Origin of the sequence: Bacillus sp. EB600 (assembly GCF_024494385.1) — a bacterium.
Classification (GTDB): Bacteria; Bacillota; Bacilli; order Bacillales; family Cytobacillaceae; genus JAEVLT01.
Map to the genome: position 1 here is coordinate 83,002 of NZ_JAEVLT010000006.1, position 16,593 is coordinate 99,594.

At 37.3% G+C, this 16,593-nt stretch carries 12 protein-coding genes and 1 pseudogene; 9 read left to right on the forward strand and 4 right to left on the reverse strand.

Going from position 1 to position 16,593, the window contains the following annotated elements; all coding sequences use genetic code 11:
• The first annotated feature begins 310 nt into the window (after window positions 1-310).
• From JN080_RS08835 to JN080_RS08850, 4 genes are all read left to right on the forward strand, one after another.
• Complete coding sequence (locus JN080_RS08835; RefSeq protein ID WP_256235594.1) at window positions 311-715, forward strand: cytochrome-c oxidase; 405 nt, start codon at window positions 311-313, stop codon at window positions 713-715.
• 639 nt (window positions 716-1,354) lie between these two features.
• Window positions 1,355-3,244 (forward strand): hypothetical protein, encoded by a 1,890-nt coding sequence (locus tag JN080_RS08840; protein ID WP_256235595.1) that lies wholly within the window; start codon window positions 1,355-1,357, stop codon window positions 3,242-3,244.
• The gene (locus JN080_RS08845) at window positions 3,231-4,001 is read left to right on the forward strand and encodes a hypothetical protein (RefSeq protein WP_256235596.1); all 771 of its coding nucleotides are present in this window, start codon (window positions 3,231-3,233) and stop codon (window positions 3,999-4,001) included. Before JN080_RS08840 ends, JN080_RS08845 begins: the two co-directional genes overlap by 14 nt.
• A gap of 367 nt (window positions 4,002-4,368) precedes the next feature.
• Window positions 4,369-5,268 (forward strand): NAD(P)-dependent oxidoreductase, encoded by a 900-nt coding sequence (locus JN080_RS08850; RefSeq protein ID WP_256235598.1) that lies wholly within the window; start codon window positions 4,369-4,371, stop codon window positions 5,266-5,268.
• Between the two features lie 810 nt (window positions 5,269-6,078).
• Here the strand turns inward: JN080_RS08850 and JN080_RS08860 are convergent.
• Window positions 6,079-6,360, reverse strand: coding sequence for a hypothetical protein (locus JN080_RS08860; protein WP_256235599.1), 282 nt, complete (start codon window positions 6,358-6,360; stop codon window positions 6,079-6,081).
• Window positions 6,361-6,629: 269 nt separating this feature from the next.
• Between JN080_RS08860 and JN080_RS08865 the strand changes: the two genes are divergently transcribed.
• The 5 genes from JN080_RS08865 (at window position 6,630) to JN080_RS08885 (ending at window position 11,579) form a co-directional block, all read left to right on the forward strand.
• Complete coding sequence (locus JN080_RS08865) at window positions 6,630-7,364, forward strand: SDR family oxidoreductase (RefSeq protein WP_256235600.1); 735 nt, start codon at window positions 6,630-6,632, stop codon at window positions 7,362-7,364.
• 778 nt (window positions 7,365-8,142) lie between these two features.
• Window positions 8,143-8,970 carry an electron transfer flavoprotein subunit beta/FixA family protein gene (locus tag JN080_RS08870; RefSeq protein WP_256235601.1) on the forward strand — a complete coding sequence of 276 codons (828 nt, stop codon included), beginning with the start codon at window positions 8,143-8,145 and terminating at the stop codon, window positions 8,968-8,970.
• Window positions 8,970-10,004, forward strand: coding sequence for an electron transfer flavoprotein subunit alpha/FixB family protein (locus tag JN080_RS08875; protein ID WP_256235603.1), 1,035 nt, complete (start codon window positions 8,970-8,972; stop codon window positions 10,002-10,004). The genes JN080_RS08870 and JN080_RS08875 overlap by 1 nt, the downstream gene beginning before the upstream one ends.
• Complete coding sequence (locus JN080_RS08880; RefSeq protein ID WP_256235604.1) at window positions 9,988-11,283, forward strand: FAD-dependent oxidoreductase; 1,296 nt, start codon at window positions 9,988-9,990, stop codon at window positions 11,281-11,283. Before JN080_RS08875 ends, JN080_RS08880 begins: the two co-directional genes overlap by 17 nt.
• Window positions 11,283-11,579 carry a ferredoxin family protein gene (locus JN080_RS08885; RefSeq protein ID WP_256235605.1) on the forward strand — a complete coding sequence of 99 codons (297 nt, stop codon included), beginning with the start codon at window positions 11,283-11,285 and terminating at the stop codon, window positions 11,577-11,579. Before JN080_RS08880 ends, JN080_RS08885 begins: the two co-directional genes overlap by 1 nt.
• A 529-nt stretch (window positions 11,580-12,108) precedes the next feature.
• Here the strand turns inward: JN080_RS08885 and JN080_RS08890 are convergent.
• The 3 genes and pseudogenes from JN080_RS08890 to JN080_RS08900 form a co-directional block, all read right to left on the reverse strand.
• Complete coding sequence (locus tag JN080_RS08890; RefSeq protein WP_256235606.1) at window positions 12,109-13,308, reverse strand: IS256 family transposase; 1,200 nt, start codon at window positions 13,306-13,308, stop codon at window positions 12,109-12,111.
• Between the two features lie 732 nt (window positions 13,309-14,040).
• A pseudogene (locus JN080_RS08895) lies at window positions 14,041-14,187 on the reverse strand (IS1595 family transposase); the annotation flags it as partial.
• A gap of 137 nt (window positions 14,188-14,324) precedes the next feature.
• Complete coding sequence (locus tag JN080_RS08900) at window positions 14,325-16,445, reverse strand: peptidoglycan D,D-transpeptidase FtsI family protein (protein WP_256235743.1); 2,121 nt, start codon at window positions 16,443-16,445, stop codon at window positions 14,325-14,327.
• Window positions 16,446-16,593: the final 148 nt, after the last annotated feature.

Consider the following 16,593-nt stretch of genomic DNA (forward strand, 5'->3'; position numbering starts at 1 on the left):
GATCATTTCTTCTTGAGCTATCGTTAAAGAAATGTAAAAATTATGTATAATTTAATACACATTTACATTATTTGAAATTTTTATCGTTTTCGTTAAACGATTGGATCATATGTATAATTACCTTTTTGGGGGATTTTGACGGTCAGTCCCATGCACTTTTGCGCTTTAATCTAGTAGGGGACTGACTCCATGCCAAATGCAAAGCTAATAGATTATTTAATATACTATTTACACTATGAATACATTGTTTTAATATTAATTAGGTAATATATTCTATATTAACCAATAGTAGGGAATAGGAGGAAATAAGATGGGAGTTCGCTTTTTAAAAATTGCAGCTGTTTACTTTATGATCGCTGTCTGTCTTGGACTAGTGATGGGTATGATTCAAAATTTTTCATTTGCATCCGTTCATGCACATTTAAATTTACTAGGTTGGGTCTCAATGGCACTATTCGGTATTATCTATTCTATCTATCCAAATGCAGGTCAAACGAAATTAGCAAACATTCACTTTTGGTTTCATAATATTGGATTACCTGTTATGCAGGGTGCTTTATTTATAGAGCTTCTTACAGGGAATAAGTCATTGACCATTGGTATTGTGATTGGTTCACTTCTAATTGTTGTCGGAACCCTTTTATTTGTGATTAATCTTTTTAAACAAATTAACACAAACCAGCCAATTGGAAAAAATAAAGACATTTCAATGTAAGGAAGGGGGGACAAACTCTCTTCTTACGATTAGACGAAGAAATGAGGTAACGCAAATAGGTACCTGAATAAAGCAACAGAAAAGGAACAATCAAGTTGGTCCTTTTCTGTTTGCTCTGATTTTGAAAAAAGAAATCACAGATCATTGACCTTATGCTAGAAGAGGTGTCCCAAAAGTTTGGGACACCTCTTGACGTTTTGGGTTATATTAGTAAGTATTTCACAAAAGTTCCCGCTTATAAAGGAAATTTTAGCATGGATATTTAGGTATTTTAGCTATGGTTGGAAATTACAGTAAAGTGGTAATATAGTCTAAACGGGGTGACTGGTTGCAGAATTCAAATGCATTTTTGGTAGAAAACCTCTTTATAAAAAAATGATAGAGCAATCAGGAGAGTACAGCTGAGCCGAGAAGAACGAGTTCGGCTAAGGGAAAGTACTCCTGGGGACGTTGAAATAAATACATAATTTGCTTGTGCATCTTAGATTAATAGATAATAAGAAAATAACTGGTGAACAACAGAGAACAGCATGAGAGGAAGAGGTCAGCCTTGAGAGGGGATCAAAACTTAACGAAACTTCACTACTATGACAATCGTATTTATATAAAAATAACAGTTAATTAAAGAGGTTATATAGCATGATCACCGATTTGCTGGCTAAGCTTGAGGAAGAAAAGGACCAATGGATGTACGAAGCAATTGACCATTTTAATGAGGTGTTTCTCCGCTTTGATGGTCAAATATACGAAAAGAATCAAGTGCTGATTGGTGTTTATGGACCGACACAAATAGAAAAAGTGACATTGATGTTAAAGCTGCTTGGAATTGGGGACGAGCAGATCGAACCTCTTTCACAAGCATTGCTGAGTAAAAATGAGAATGGGAAATCTCCTGTGATTACGAGCTTTCTTCTTAAATGGTCGAGTGATCAGAACTTTTATTTGATTTTTCCAGATAAGACGATGATTTGCTGTGTGAATCTCAAGGAGCTGGAAACGGCCCTGCAAACAATCAGAAAGCAGACAGAGGGCAGGGAAATATCGTATGATAAGCCGATTATTTTGAAGATTGCCCGTCAGTTTTTTACCGATAATCAGCTCGCTTATAAAAGTGAATCCATTTCGGTCATTGACTTACCTGGTGATGATACAATGGAAAAGCTTGATGAGCAGTATGTAGATCATATTTTAACTACCTATATGCCGTTTTGCAGTGTATGCCTTGTGATGGAAAACTCGTCTGAACTTGTCAGGCCGTTTCAAGTGGTGCATCCAACGGTTAAGGATTGGATAGTTGAACCCCAGAAATTTTGGCTTGTATTAACACAGTGCCTTCAATCCAGCTCTGTCCAAAGTGCGATCGCATCAGGGGATATTGCTTCTGTAGAGGATTTTCTGTCCTATTATCAGTATCTTTTAAATCGAAATGACGTGGAAATTCCAAATAAAATATTTCCGCTTGAATTTGGTGGTACATGGCTGGAATTAAAGCAAAAAAATAGTCCCATCTTTCAAAAGTCAAAAGATTGGATCAACCAATTATTTTTGGAGTTGTTAGATAGCGCAACTGCGGTGAAAACTCCTGAAAATCAGATTATGCAGATTAAAAATATTGAGCATAGCATTTGCAAACAAAAGAAGCTTAATTTCGAACGGATGGAAAAAGAGTATAGGCTGATAAAGGAAAGACTGCAGGAAGATCAGCAGAATTACGAAAATTTAGTATCCGCAAGCCACTATCTACAAGAGGAAATTGGTTTTTGTGAAACAGAACTAAAGAATATTGACAGGATAAGGTTAGAAGAATTTACATGTGATTTATATGAAAAATTCACATTTGATGATAAAAAAGATCAAGTTGTTTTTAAGGAACGGAAAAAGTCCAAGCTGATGGAAAGTTTCCAAATGGTAGAGAAGGAAATGCTTGAGTTTTATAAAGATCAGACAGAAAAGAATTGTCAATCACTGAAACAAATAATCCAAAGGATTACTCCGTCAGCAACGTTGGATTTTCAAACAGATCCACCGATTGAAGGTCTTCCCTTAAAACATGGCCGTGTTCTGAATCAATATTTAAAGCGGGGGACTTTTGAAGAGGATTATTCGATTGTTCTGGATACTTTAGAAAAAAATAACACGATTGTCTACAATTATTATTTCAGCCAGCTCAATCATTTTATACAGCATTGCAAAAAAGAACTTCTGCAACTGTGGAACACAAAGAAAGAGCACTATCGGTTGGCAGATGATCAGGTAAAAGAAAAGCTAGAACAAAAACGTCAAAAGGAAGCTAGTTTGATAGAGATTCAAGAAAAACTGGTTTGGGCTAAGCGGGAACGAAACCAAGATTTGGTTCATAAACGTTTGTTAGATGAAATTTTAAAGGAAGAGTTTGTGAAAGCAGTGGACGGATGGAAGGAAAAAATGTTCTCTGATCGTGCGACTGATGCTGAAAGATGGGCATATCACCTCTATTGCCAAGTAATACTAAAGCAAGCGGAAAGGATTATTGGAAATGACTACATCTAATTCCACAATCGATGAAAAATATAACGCAGCCATTCAATCACTAAAAAAAATAAATAACGAACTTTTCTACGACGACCTGAAGAAGCTCATGAAGGACCGGGAGCAAACAATTGTGAAGTTGAATGAGGAAGTATATGAATCTATTGAAAAAATGGAGAATTCGCTGCAACTCTTCCAAAATCATGCCAGTGAGCAGTTAAAAGAAGAAATTATCAATCCACAGATAGAGTTATTTGACCGTGAGATGGAACGGTTTAATGAGAATTTAACTGTTATGGAAATGAAGGTGTCATTATGGCAGCAACATTATCAAGAATATATGCTGAAGACAGAAAAGCTGTTAACGGATTTAAAAGAGCTACAGCGGGATGAGCAGGAGTTTATCGAGGGTGAAACCGAAAAAGGATTGACGGCGATCATGTCACTAAAGGACCAGTTAAGTGGCATGTTTGCAGAAAGTATTAGGGAGCAGGCTGCGAAACTGAATGTAAAATATGAAGCTGTTGGTGAGCGGTTAGCTAGTATTTTAAAAGGACTAGATGCTGTCGAAGATAGTCAAAAAGCTGAGCTAGAGAATTGGAATCAGCAATTTAAGAGAGATTTAAGGGACTTACAGGATCAGTGGGAGGAAAAGTGGCAGCTGAGCCTCGATGCTGCTGCAAAGAGAGAAGGGCAATTTAAAAAATGGCTTGTTGGGTTAGCCATTGGACAGGGTGTTTCCATCGTATTTTTGGTATTGTATTTTATATTAAAGTGAGAGGAAGACTTGTTCTTGGGAAGAGGGCGGGTCTTTTAGATTAGATAAGAATGCATAACATTTTGACTTTGAGAATTGTCTAGCTCCAGCGCCCAGCGACTAGTGTACTTCGCTCACCTCCTTACGATAAGTCAACATCGAATCGTTTAGGCTCTTCGTGTTTCCTTTATCTCATACGGTGTGCTCCAGTCCATACATCGCTAAACGGGCGCTTACGCTTTTCTTATTTTAAATGGATGATCTAATAACAATCCAATTGGATGATTACAAAGAGCGTTTTTAGATTTATTATAAAAATGATAGAATAACTTAGTTACTTGGTAGATTTAGAAAGGATTTTCATTCAATCTAAAGGAGTGCACATGTTATGAAAATTGGTTTTATCGGTATGGGTACCATGGGTCTTCCAATGGCACATAATTTGCTTAAAAATGGTTATGATCTAATTATTTATAATCGGACAAAAGAGAAAATGAGTTTTCTTGAAGAAGAAGGGGCAACCATTGCAAATTCTCCTAAAGAAGTTGCAGCGCAAAGTGAAATTGTATTCACCATGCTCACAGCGGATGCTGCAGTTGAGGAAGTAATTCTCGGTGAAGCTGGGATTATTAACGGTGCAAATCCAGGATTAATTGTTGTCGATTCTAGTACAATTTCGCCATCTACAAGTAAAAAGGTGGCTGAAGAACTTGCAAGACATGATGTTGAAATGCTTGATGCACCAGTTGCAGGTAGTGAACCTCAAGCCATTGAAGGAATTTTAACGTTTATGGTTGGCGGTAAAAAAGAAATTTTTGAAAAATGTATGCCTCTATTTTTAGTGATGGGTAAAAACGCTTATTATATGGGAGAACATGGGAAGGGATCCTATACGAAGCTAGCCAATAATACAATGTCAGCAATAAATCTAATCTCTTTCTCAGAAGGGCTCACTATGGCAGCAAAAGCTGGCATTGACCCGGAAATTTTTGTAAAGGTTGTAAGTGGCGGCGGAGCAAGAAGCGGAGCGGTGGACATGAAGGCGTCAAAAGTTTTAAATCGCGATTTTCAACCTCATTTTATGACCAAACTTATACATAAAGATCTTGGCTTGGCATCTGATGTTGCAAAAGAATTAGAAATTTCGACCCCGGTGTTATCACTTGTAAAAGAAATCTTTCAAATGGCAAAAGCAAAAGGATATGGTACAGAAGATATGAGTGCTGTCATTAAGTGCTATGAAGAATGGGCAGGAATTACAGTGAAAAAGGTAGATAGAGAAATTTAATTTAACATTTTCTATTTATATCAAAGAATTACATTATAAAAAGCTTGGATGAAAGCCTGCAAAAAAAAAACCCTTATTAAGGAGTAGAAGCCGATCCTGAATCAGAACTAAATGATGTAGTAACATTCCAAGCAATAGATACGAATGTGAGAAGTGGATCCCATTCTTATCAAGTGACTGCTGAAAATATTACGAAGGGTACTGAAGCAAGGGATATAACAAAACAGGTATCTACTTAAGAAGCCTATAAACTTAAACTATTAGATATATGTAAACTTTTGGAAACAATAAAGTTGGTTTTTTATTAAATGTTCGCACTTGTAATTGTGTGGTGGCAAATTTGCTTGACATGGGGTCTCTGCGGGCATGAATCGAAAACGTCTTCCATGCTCACTCTTCATTTCTTTGGTTGAAATGAAGCAATGTTGAGTGTAAACCGCTTGAAGGTGTATTATTTTAAAATAATATTTAAGAGATATATAATTATTTGTTCCTATTGTATTCATAATTAATGTTTAATATAGATTTTATGGCTAGGACAACTAAAATCTTTTCTTAGATCATCCCCGCATTTAAAGATCCGGCATATTGTCGGATCCCTTTTTTAGGCTGTACTCGAAAAAAAATTTTAAGAAAAAGAGAGTAGAGTCACTCCGAAACTTAGCCCCCTGGGGGGAGGCTCGTTAGCAAATACAAAACATTTTCATAAACTATAAAAGTTCAAGATACATGTTCTCCTTAGGTACTTGATGTGTACCTTTTGTACTAAAAAAGTATTCGGTTTTTTCAAAAATTGCGTATGTATCTTGATTACCTTGAATATACACATAGGAGAACATGATTCTCTTTTAAAATGTTTTTTAATTTAAACATAATTGTGTTATAGATTTCGTACTTGTAAGATTGTAATAAGGCCGTTTTTATATTGTATTCTTTGAAGAAGAAATCAATTTGCCTTTGTACATAGCGTGCAATTTGTTCTTTATAAAATAACTCTTTTTTTTCAATTTTTTCCCTAGTGTGATCGATGAAGGAAAAGATAAATTGGAGAATGGAATAATCCAGTTTACCGCAATATTCGTCTATTTTCATAATGTATCCCTCCTATGTTTGTCAATCTGGTCAATGCGATATTTACATTATTTTAATCTAAACTTTACAAAAATCAACCTTTCTGACAAAACTAGTCAAAAAATTCCAAATATAATAATTAAAGTGTTTTCATGTTTTATATATCCTCATAATACCTCGACCAAATTTGACAGACAGTGACAATGAGTACAATCAATGGCAACAAAATTGAGAATAATAAAACGTTTTGTTACAATTTAGAGTGACTAAAGATTAGGGAAGGGGTACATATGACATTGTATGGAAAAACAGCGATTATTACTGGTGCTAGCAGCGGTATAGGGGAAGCAACAGCATTTGCTTTAGCGAAAGCTGGTGCAAATGTTGTATTAGCAGCACGACGTACAGAACGTCTCGAACATTTGAAAGCGAGAATTGAGACAGAAACGAACGCTAAGGCAATCATTATCAAAACAGATGTAACAGTAAAGTCTGAGGTAGAAAGGCTGGCAGAAAAAACGAAAGAAGCGTTTGGCTCGATTGATATTCTCGTCAATAATGCAGGCGTCATGCTGCTTTCGTATTTAAAAAATGACCTTGTTGATGAATGGACTCAGATGGTGGACGTCAATGTCAAAGGTGTTCTTCATGCCATCCACGCGGTTCTGCCAACCATGCTCAAACAAAATAGCGGACATATTATTAATATTTCTTCTGTAGCGGGGCAGGAAGTGTCACGAACCAGTGTCGTTTATTCGGCAACCAAATTTGCTGTTCGAGCTTTAACAATGGGCATGGAAAAAGAGTTATCAAAAACAGGAATACGTGTAACGAATATCTCACCAGGAGCAACAGAGTCGGAGCTCAGAGACCATATTACAGACCCAGAGGTTCGTGTCAATTTTGATGGTAAACAAGAAAGGACCCTTTTACAATCAGAGGATATCGCTAATGCCATTGTATATGCGGTCACACAACCAGCCTATGTAAATGTAAACGAAATAACGGTTCGACCAAAATTGTAATCAGTTCTAGTGCCACAAGCACCATCGGAAAAACCTTATTTCACATGCAAATAAATTATAATGAAAAAGGTATCCAAAAAGTTGGATTTTGGATGCCTTTTTCTTTGAATTCACCTCACTGCCAAAAAAGGTACAATCACAATGCTATCAGAAATGTGTGTTTTTATAACCTGTTCCCATTTCACAATAACACCTTTATTAATTATGGACTGACCCCAACCCACTAATTTAGATTCCATATCTATTCCCCTGTTTTATTCCAGAAACGCAATATTCCATTAGTTACTATTTTTAATAAATTTATCAGAAAATTCGAATTTATGTTTAGCTCCTTTAATATAGTAAATGTAAATAGGCTTACAATGCAGCTTGTGAAAACTTAAGGTTTCTTACTTCCAATACAAATGAAAGACGTTTCTGCTGTTTTGTTTTTGTCAAATGAATAATAAAACATCTGCATCCATCTATTAGACTTAATGGGTACAAGTTTCTACTTAGATAAGAAAGGATAAACTTTTCAATTGAGAAGATGGTCTAGCTCTAGGCACCTAGCCGCTCTAGGATTTAACTGTTTCGAGGAGAAGGTAAAGCACAACCTTCTCTCAGTCCCAGTTAAGCTTGGCTAATTAGCAGCTATTGTCATGAATTACATGAATTCTGACACGCATAAAGGCAACTACTCCTTTGTCTTCCGCTAACTACTTGCAAGTCGGAGAGTTCTCTTTATCACGTTTGAACAAGGCGCCTTGTGCTTTTCTGATCATAAGGAGGGGTTTAATTGCTACATATTGTAGCTTGTATTAAGCAAGTACCTGATACCAAAATTATTAAGATGAATCCAAAAACAAACACCATGGATCGCAGGACGGCACCTGCCATCTTAAATCCCTATGATGCCCATGCGGTAGAAGAGGCGGTACGTCTAAAGAAAAGGTATGGAGGGATTGTATCGGTTTTAACGATGGGTCCGCCTCCAGCAGTTAAAGCAATTAAAAAGTGTATTGAAATTGGTGCTGATGAGGGTTTTTTGATCACAGATCGCAGGTTTGCAGGTGCGGATACATTAGCAACCAGTTACGCTCTTGCGAAAGCACTAGATAAAATTTCAAAAATCAAGCCGGTAGATCTGATCATTTGCGGGAAAATGTCTATCGATGGAGATACTGGACAAGTCGGTCCTGGAATTGCGAGACGGCTTAATATTCCGCCACTTACTTCGGTTAATAAAGTAGTTGAAATTAATCAAGACGATGGATATTCCATTATCCATCGAAAGCTAGAAGACGGGTATGAAGTGATTCAATCCGCTTTACCATGTTTATTTTCAGTTGAAAAAACAATCAATGAAGTACCGTATTCTCCATTTTCAAACATGTTAAAAGCAGCAAAATATCAACCTCAGATATGGTCTGTTGATGACCTGGATGATGTAGATATTAAGCAGCTTGGTTTGAAGGGATCACCAACCATTGTCTCCAAAGTATGGGCTCCTCCGAAACCAGAAGGGGGAACGATCATTGAAGGCAAACCATTGGAGCAAGTCGAACAATTACTTTCAGTCATCCTCGAAAAGAAAGAATTGTTTGCTGTAAAGGAGGGAAATTGATGAATTTCCAAGATTATAAGGATGTTTGGGTATTCATTGAAGAAAAGGAGGGGGGCATTGCTCAAGTATCTCTTGAACTGTTAGGGGCTGGAAGAAAACTTGCAGATAAACGAGGAGTTGAATTGGCTGGAATTTTAATAGGAGAAAATATCAAACACTTGACGAAAACTGTGTTTGAGTATGGAGCAGATATGGCATATATCTATGATCAGCCCATTTTTAAACATTATCGAACGGAATCTTATATGAAGGCAATGCTTGAATGCGCCAATAAATATAAACCGGAAATTATCCTTTTCGGAGCTACATCAACTGGGAAAGACCTGGCAAGTGCAGTTGCCACAGATCTGCCAACGGGATTAACAGCCGATACAACGGAATTAGATGTAGATGAGGAAACCGGTCTATTACTAGCAAGCAGACCAGCATTTGGTGGAAATATAATGGCAACGATATTATGTAAAAAGTATCGGCCGCAAATGGCAACAGTACGTGCAAAAGTGATGAAAGCGTTAACCCCGCAACCGGGTAAAACAGGGAAGGTTGTGGTGGAAGAGATTTCATTAAAAGAAGAAGATATCCGTACGAAAGTATTAGAGATTGTTCGGGAAACTACAAAGAAAGTACGGATTGACGAAGCAGACATTATTGTTGCCGGCGGGAAAGGATTAGGAAGTGCCGAGGGCTTCCAGCTGGTACACCAATTAGCAGATACACTTGGCGGAGCAGTTGGAGCCAGTCGTGATGTTGTAGAAGCTGGATGGATTGAACATCCTCACCAAGTGGGGCAAACAGGTGTAACGGTAACACCAAAAATTTATTTTGCGATTGGGATTTCTGGAGCTATTCAACATTTAGTGGGGATGAAAAATTCTAGTTTAATCATAGCCATTAATAAAGACCGTGAAGCTCCCATTTTTGAGGCCTGTCATTATGGAATTGTGGGGGATGCATTTGAGATTATCCCTTTATTAATTGACCAGTTTAAAAGCGCTTTAAAAGGAGAGGAGCTAATTCATGCCAGAGAAGTTTGATTGTATTGTTGTAGGAGCAGGTCCAGCTGGAATTTCTTGTGCCTATGAGTTAGCAAAAGGCGGGGCAAATGTGCTCCTTCTTGAAAGAGGGGAATATCCAGGTTCGAAAAATGTGATGGGTGGTGTTCTTTATCGAAAAATGATGGAGGATGTCATACCGGAGTTTTATAAAGAGGCTCCCTTAGAGCGTCCAATTGTTGAACAAAGATTTATGATGATGGATAAGGAGTCTGCGGTAACATTTGGGTATAAAGGGATGGAGTGGAGTCAGGAGCCATATAACAACTTTACGGTGTTACGAGCAAATTTTGATCAGTGGTTTGCTGATAAAGCGGTAGAGCAAGGAGCGATATTAGTAAATGAAACGGTCGTTTTAGAATGTATTGTAGAAAATGGAAAGGTTGTCGGTGTCAGAACGGATCGTCCAGACGGCGAGGTTTATGCAGATGTTGTTGTGTTAGCCGATGGTGTAAACTCTCTTTTGGCGCAATCACTTGGGTTTCATAAAGAATATAGACCGGATGAAGTGGCCTTAGCGACAATGGAAATTTTAAAGCTTGATAGAAAAATTATTGAGGACCGATTTAATTTAGAAGAAAATCAGGGTTGTACGATTGAATTGTTCGGCGATGCAACAAAAGGGATTCTAGGAACAGGGTTTCTTTATACAAATAAAGATTCATTAAGCATTGGCGTCGGTACCCTGCTTTCTGGTTTAATCAAGCATAAAATTAAACCATATGAATTACTAGAATATGTAAAAAACCATCCGATGATTCGCCCCATTATTCAAGGGAGCGAGCCACAAGAGTATTTAGCCCACCTTATTCCTGAAGGCGGCTATAAATCAATGGGGAAAATTGTCGGTAACGGAGTAATCGTGATTGGGGATGCCTCTCAATTAGTAAATGCCATTCATCGAGAGGGCTCTAATTTGGCGATGACTTCTGGGAGATTAGCAGCGGAAACAATTCTTTCAGCAAAGGAAGCGGGAGACTTTTCTGAGGGGATGCTTGACCGGTATCGTGTCGCATTAATCAATGGGTTTGTTGGCCAAGATCTTAGAAAATATAAAGATTCAACACATCATTTTGATAAATTCCCTCAATATTTTGATGAATATATTCCAATGGTGAATAGAGCTGCAAGTCAAATGTTTACCGTTGATGGATCTTCCAAATGGGAAAAACAAAAGAAAATATGGAGTGGCCTAGGGTCTACTAAGGAAAAAATGAAAATCGCACGTGATGTGTATCGAGCTTGGAAGGTGATGAAGTAATGAGTGAACAACAAAAATATCAAACGATCGAGGAAAAACAATATCTTGTTCGCTTTAACGCTGATACAAAATCTCATCTTCATGTGAAAGATGAGGATATTTGTTTAACGCAATGTCCTGATAAAATCTGTACGATCTTTTGTCCTGCAGAGATTTATAAATGGGAAGACATCCGAATGCATGTTGGATACGAGGGCTGTCACGAATGCGGAAGTTGCCGTATTGGCTGCCCGCATCAAAATATTAAATGGGAGTATCCGAAGGGAGGCCACGGGATTGTGTTTAGGTTAGGATAATATAGGTATCTTGTGACCAATCCGTAACCAACTAAAATCCCAATTTATTATGCATTACAAGGATTTTTGACTAAAAAAGTGGCCAGTTGTGACCATTATACTTTACTGTAAAAGGTTTCCTAAAATAAACTGGCTTAAATAGCTGGTTTATTTTTTTTACATTTGTGGCCTAAGATAATGTTGCAAATGGTGATAGAGCATTACCATAAGAAACATGAGAACTGGCAATGCTCCAAATCATCATGTCTGCATTAGAAATATATCCATCAGTTTGGGTCTGCGGAAAATCTTGTGTAAGTAAAATCTGACAATCTTCGCAAGGCAAGAAATAATAGGTATAGAAAAATAACATCTGTCAAAACTAATACTGGCTTTTACCATAAAACAGGATAGGGCAATGCAGAAGTGCAACCCGAGCGGTTCTATGGTTTTTACCCTAAAACGGACGGATTTATGCTGTCCGTTTTTTTGTTCGTTTTAGGGAAAACAAAAGCGATAAACTTCAGGGGTTTGGGGACAGCGTCCCCAATTATGACGTTTGATTCATAATCTCAAGCTGGCTCAAGATTATATCCCAATTTCGATAACGAATTGTCCATTTTTTCGTAATGTTTTGAGCTGCCAAGTAAAGCATTTTTCTTAAGCTGTCATCATTAGGAAAAATGGACTTCGTTTTTGTCACTTTTCTAAATTGACGATGTAGTCCTTCGATAATATTCGTAGTATATATTATTTTCCTAATTTCCACTGGATATGCAAAGAAGGTAGCTAAAATATCCCAATTTTCTTCCCATGATTTAACTGCTGAAGGATAATCTTTGCCCCATTTATCTTTAAATTCTATGAGTCTTTCTAAGGCGGCTTCTTCATTGATTGATGTATATATCTTTTTTAAATCTGCGACAAATTCTTTAATGTGTTTATAAGAAACATATTTAGTGCTTGAACGAATTTGGTGAATGATACAACGCTGAATACCGGCAAAAGGATACACGGCTTGAATGGCCTCTTTAAACCCTGTAAGTCCATCTACACAGAAAAGATTAACCGTTTTTACCCCTCTCGTTTTCAAATCGTTCAACACACCTAACCAAAACTTACTACTTTCATTTCCTCCAACCCAGATGCCTAATATTTCTTTATATCCTTCATTGTTGATTCCTAAAACAACATAGGCTGCCTTTGATACAATTTGATGATTATCTCGAATCTTATAATGAATGGCATCCATGAAAATAAAAGGATAATAGGCTTCAAGTGGACGACTTTGCCACTCATTCACTTGGGGCATAATTTTTTCGCTAATCTTACTAACTAGCTCAGAGGAAATCTCAATATTATAGAGATCCTTGACTTGTTCCTGGATATCTCTAGTGGACATTCCGTGAGCGTAGAGAGACAGTATTTTTTCTTCCAATCCGTCCATATTTCTTTGATATTTGTCCAAAATTTGTGGCTCATACGAGCCATTTCTGTCCCGAGGAACACTTACCTCAACTTCACCAAATTGTGTTTTTAATTTCCGTTTTGTTGAGCCATTTCGGTAATTGCTTGGTCCATCGCTCCGGCGCTGGTGTTTTTCATAACCTAGCTGCTCATCAATTTCACATTGGAGTACTTCTTCCAAGATATCAGAAAACATTTCTTTGATCGTTTCCATGATTTGATTGGTACTTGTGAATTTTTCTTCCTTTACAATTTCTTTGATTAATTCCTTTGATAGTTTCATGTCGAAAATCCTCCTTAGCAAAAATTATTTATCCTAATTCTTGCCAAGGAGGATTGATTTCAAACTTATTTACACAACTTTTTCCGCACTGTCATCAGTTTTACGAATTGTTTTAAGTATATCTTTTTCTTCTTTCTTAAAAGATTTAGCAATAGGCTTTCTTGATTGCACTAATAATTCATACAACCGTCTTCTGTTAAAAAACATGCAACTGTTACATAATTACCGTTCGTCTAATCTTACGAGTGGTTTTTTCTTCATCATCAACAGTGTTTAGCATTTTACTAACATCTGAAATACTATACACAATCGCATTCAGCTGATCTTTAGCAAAAAATCATTGATTATCTATCTACATAAACTTGAAACTGTCTCCTAATACTTCTTGTTCATGAATGACTTATTTTTCATTATGTTATGAATACTCCCCTTGTTGAAGGAGTCCTCAATCATGAGGAAATGTAAATCATTATTAATGCCTTTAACTTGGATAATGTTCATGAACCTCAGTAGTGCAAATGGAATAGTTTCTCCTTCATTTGAAGTAGCTTTTTCTTATGAGGTCAAGAATGAAGTGACTGAAATGAGACACTTGATTTCGGCCATCTGGATCGAAGTGTCTGAAACGAAACACTTGGTGGTACTATAATAAGAGAGACTAATATAACAAAAGAGACGAATAGTTAATAAGATAGAGATATAAGCGCCCCGAAAAATAAATTTTCGGGAACACTCTTTATGTTTTTGCTCGGACACCTCTTTGAAAATAGGTTCACATGCAGAAGTAGCTGCAAATGATTTAGTAAAAAACTCTTTCAAACGAAGTTGGTCTGCCGTATTGAGTTTCTGAATCTCCTTAATGATGTCCGTTAATGCCATTTGAAACCACTCATTTTTGTCCTTATTTATATAACTATTATAGAACAAATGTTCGTTTTATTTCAAATATCAATAATCGTTTAACAGAGTCTTATACAAAAAGCACCTGCCGTTTAGACAGGTGTTTCAATAAACTATTAGCCTTGTGGAGAATTTTTCTGCACTACTTGATTTGGATCAGCATTTTGAACTGTTTGTCCTGCCGTAGGATTCATTTGTCCTACCTGTTGACGTTGCTTCTTTAAATTAAAGTAAGCATCGAGCACTTGTCGCCCAATCTCTTCGTTTGGACTTGGTCCTGTAGCTCCTTCGTATGCCCAAGGAACTAAGACCGCCATTGCAATCTCTGGATTGCTGGCTGGTGCAAAAGCTACCAGGCTGAGGTTCATTACTTCTGGGTCATTTTTTCCAAACTGTTTTCTTAGCGGACCATCATAAAAGGCCTGGGCTGTACCTGTTTTTCCCGCAGGATCATAATCTGCGCTTCCAAAGTATTTTACAGCAGTACCATCGCCTACCTGCATGACCATTTTAAATCCTTGTTGAACCCGCTGAATCCAGCTGTCTTGGGCATTGATTTTATCCAGAATTTTTGTTGGAACTTGCTCAATAATTGGGCCTAATTCTTTGTTATCCGTTGATGGTTCTCTAATTTCTTTTACAATATGTGGCTGTACTCGATAACCGCCATTTGCGATGGTTGATACATATTGAGCCAGCTGTATCGTGGTGTACGTATCATACTGTCCGATGCCAAGATACATAAGTTTACCAGGGATTCTTTCAGTACCTTTGAATCCTGCTGTTTCGTTCGGTAAATCAATTCCTGTTACCTTACCGAGCCCGAATTGGGCAAAGGATTGACGAATTGTGTCAAAAGTATTCATATTTAACTTTAGCCCTTGCCCCGGGGCATATTGTCCCCCAGCCATCGCAATTACGGTTTTCCACATATATACGTTGGAGGAAACCTGAAGGGCTCTTAAATCGTTAATCGGGCCAAATGTTTTCCATGACTTTTCTAAAGGCGTGCCTTTAATGTTTAACGGTTCATCTACCAGCACTTGTCCAGGTTGTATGGCACCTGTTTCATAACCTGTCAAAACAGTGGCACCCTTAACAGCGGAACCAACGTTGTAAGAAGTTGTTATATTCCCAAGGGCAAAGTCTTTCATTTCCGGCTTCCCAGTTTGCGGATTATTGACAATTTGCTTGCCGGCCATTGTTAAGATTTCACCGGTGTGCGGATCCATCAGTACAACAAATACTCTATCCGCCAGCCTTGAGGCCGGGTTTTGTTTTAGTTTCCAAAGTCCGTTTTCAATAATTTGTTCGACTTGTTGCTGCAGATCCATATCAATTGTCAGTACTAGATCATCGCCCCTTTGTCCATCAGAAACAGTCTCCGTAGACAAAATATTTCCCGATTTATCTGTTTTACTTTGCAATTTTGCTTTTTGTCCCTGCAATACATCCTCGTATTCTTGTTCAAGATAGCTTGTTCCGACACGGTCATTGCGGCTATAACCTTGTGCAAGATATTTTTCAAGCTCATCCTTTGGGATCCCCTGTTGAGAAGAGCTTACATTTCCTAAAATAGTTTGGAGTGTATTGCCATAAGCGTAAGAACGGGCCCAATCTGTCGTTGTATCCACCCCTGGGAGGTTTGCAAGATTTTCACTAACCTCTGCATATTCTTGCGGTGTTACATTTTGATTTTTTATAATTTGCGAATTTAGAGTATAACCGCTATTCATTTTACTAAAAATAGCGACAGTATTTAAATTTAAACTACTAAGATCTTTATCTGTAATTCTTTTTAACTGAAGATTATATAGCTGTTTAGCATCCAGTTTCTTTAATTCGCTTTTCTTAATTAAAGCTTGGGCTTTTTCCGGATATTTCACAAGCCAAAAATCTTTTTGATCCCGTACACTAACTGTCTTTTTCAAGTAATCCGGATCCATTGGATTTGATGTGTTCATGTCGATTAGTTTTGACAAATTTTCAGCAGTCTTGAGGGTTTCCTGCGGGTCAGCATTCTGTTTCTTTGTATAGGTTATTGCGTTTAATGGAGTATTATCGACAATCACCTTTCCATTTCGATCATACATCTTTCCTCGTGGTACCGGGCTGTTAACTGTTACATCAACTGTCCTTTGAACTTCCCGTTTATAGTCATCTCCATAGACAATCTGAACAACTCCTAAGCGAAGTATCAGTAATGAAAAAAGGCAAAAGACAAGAAAAAATATCATGTTAAAACGAAAAGAAACATGTTTCTTCTTTTTCTTCGATTCCGTGTTCAACAACAGACACTTCCTTTTACAAAGTTGGCGAGTTTTCTTCATTAAGGTGAATTTATTTCTTTCAACTAAAGAATGCGTTAGAAAGAAAATGATGTCT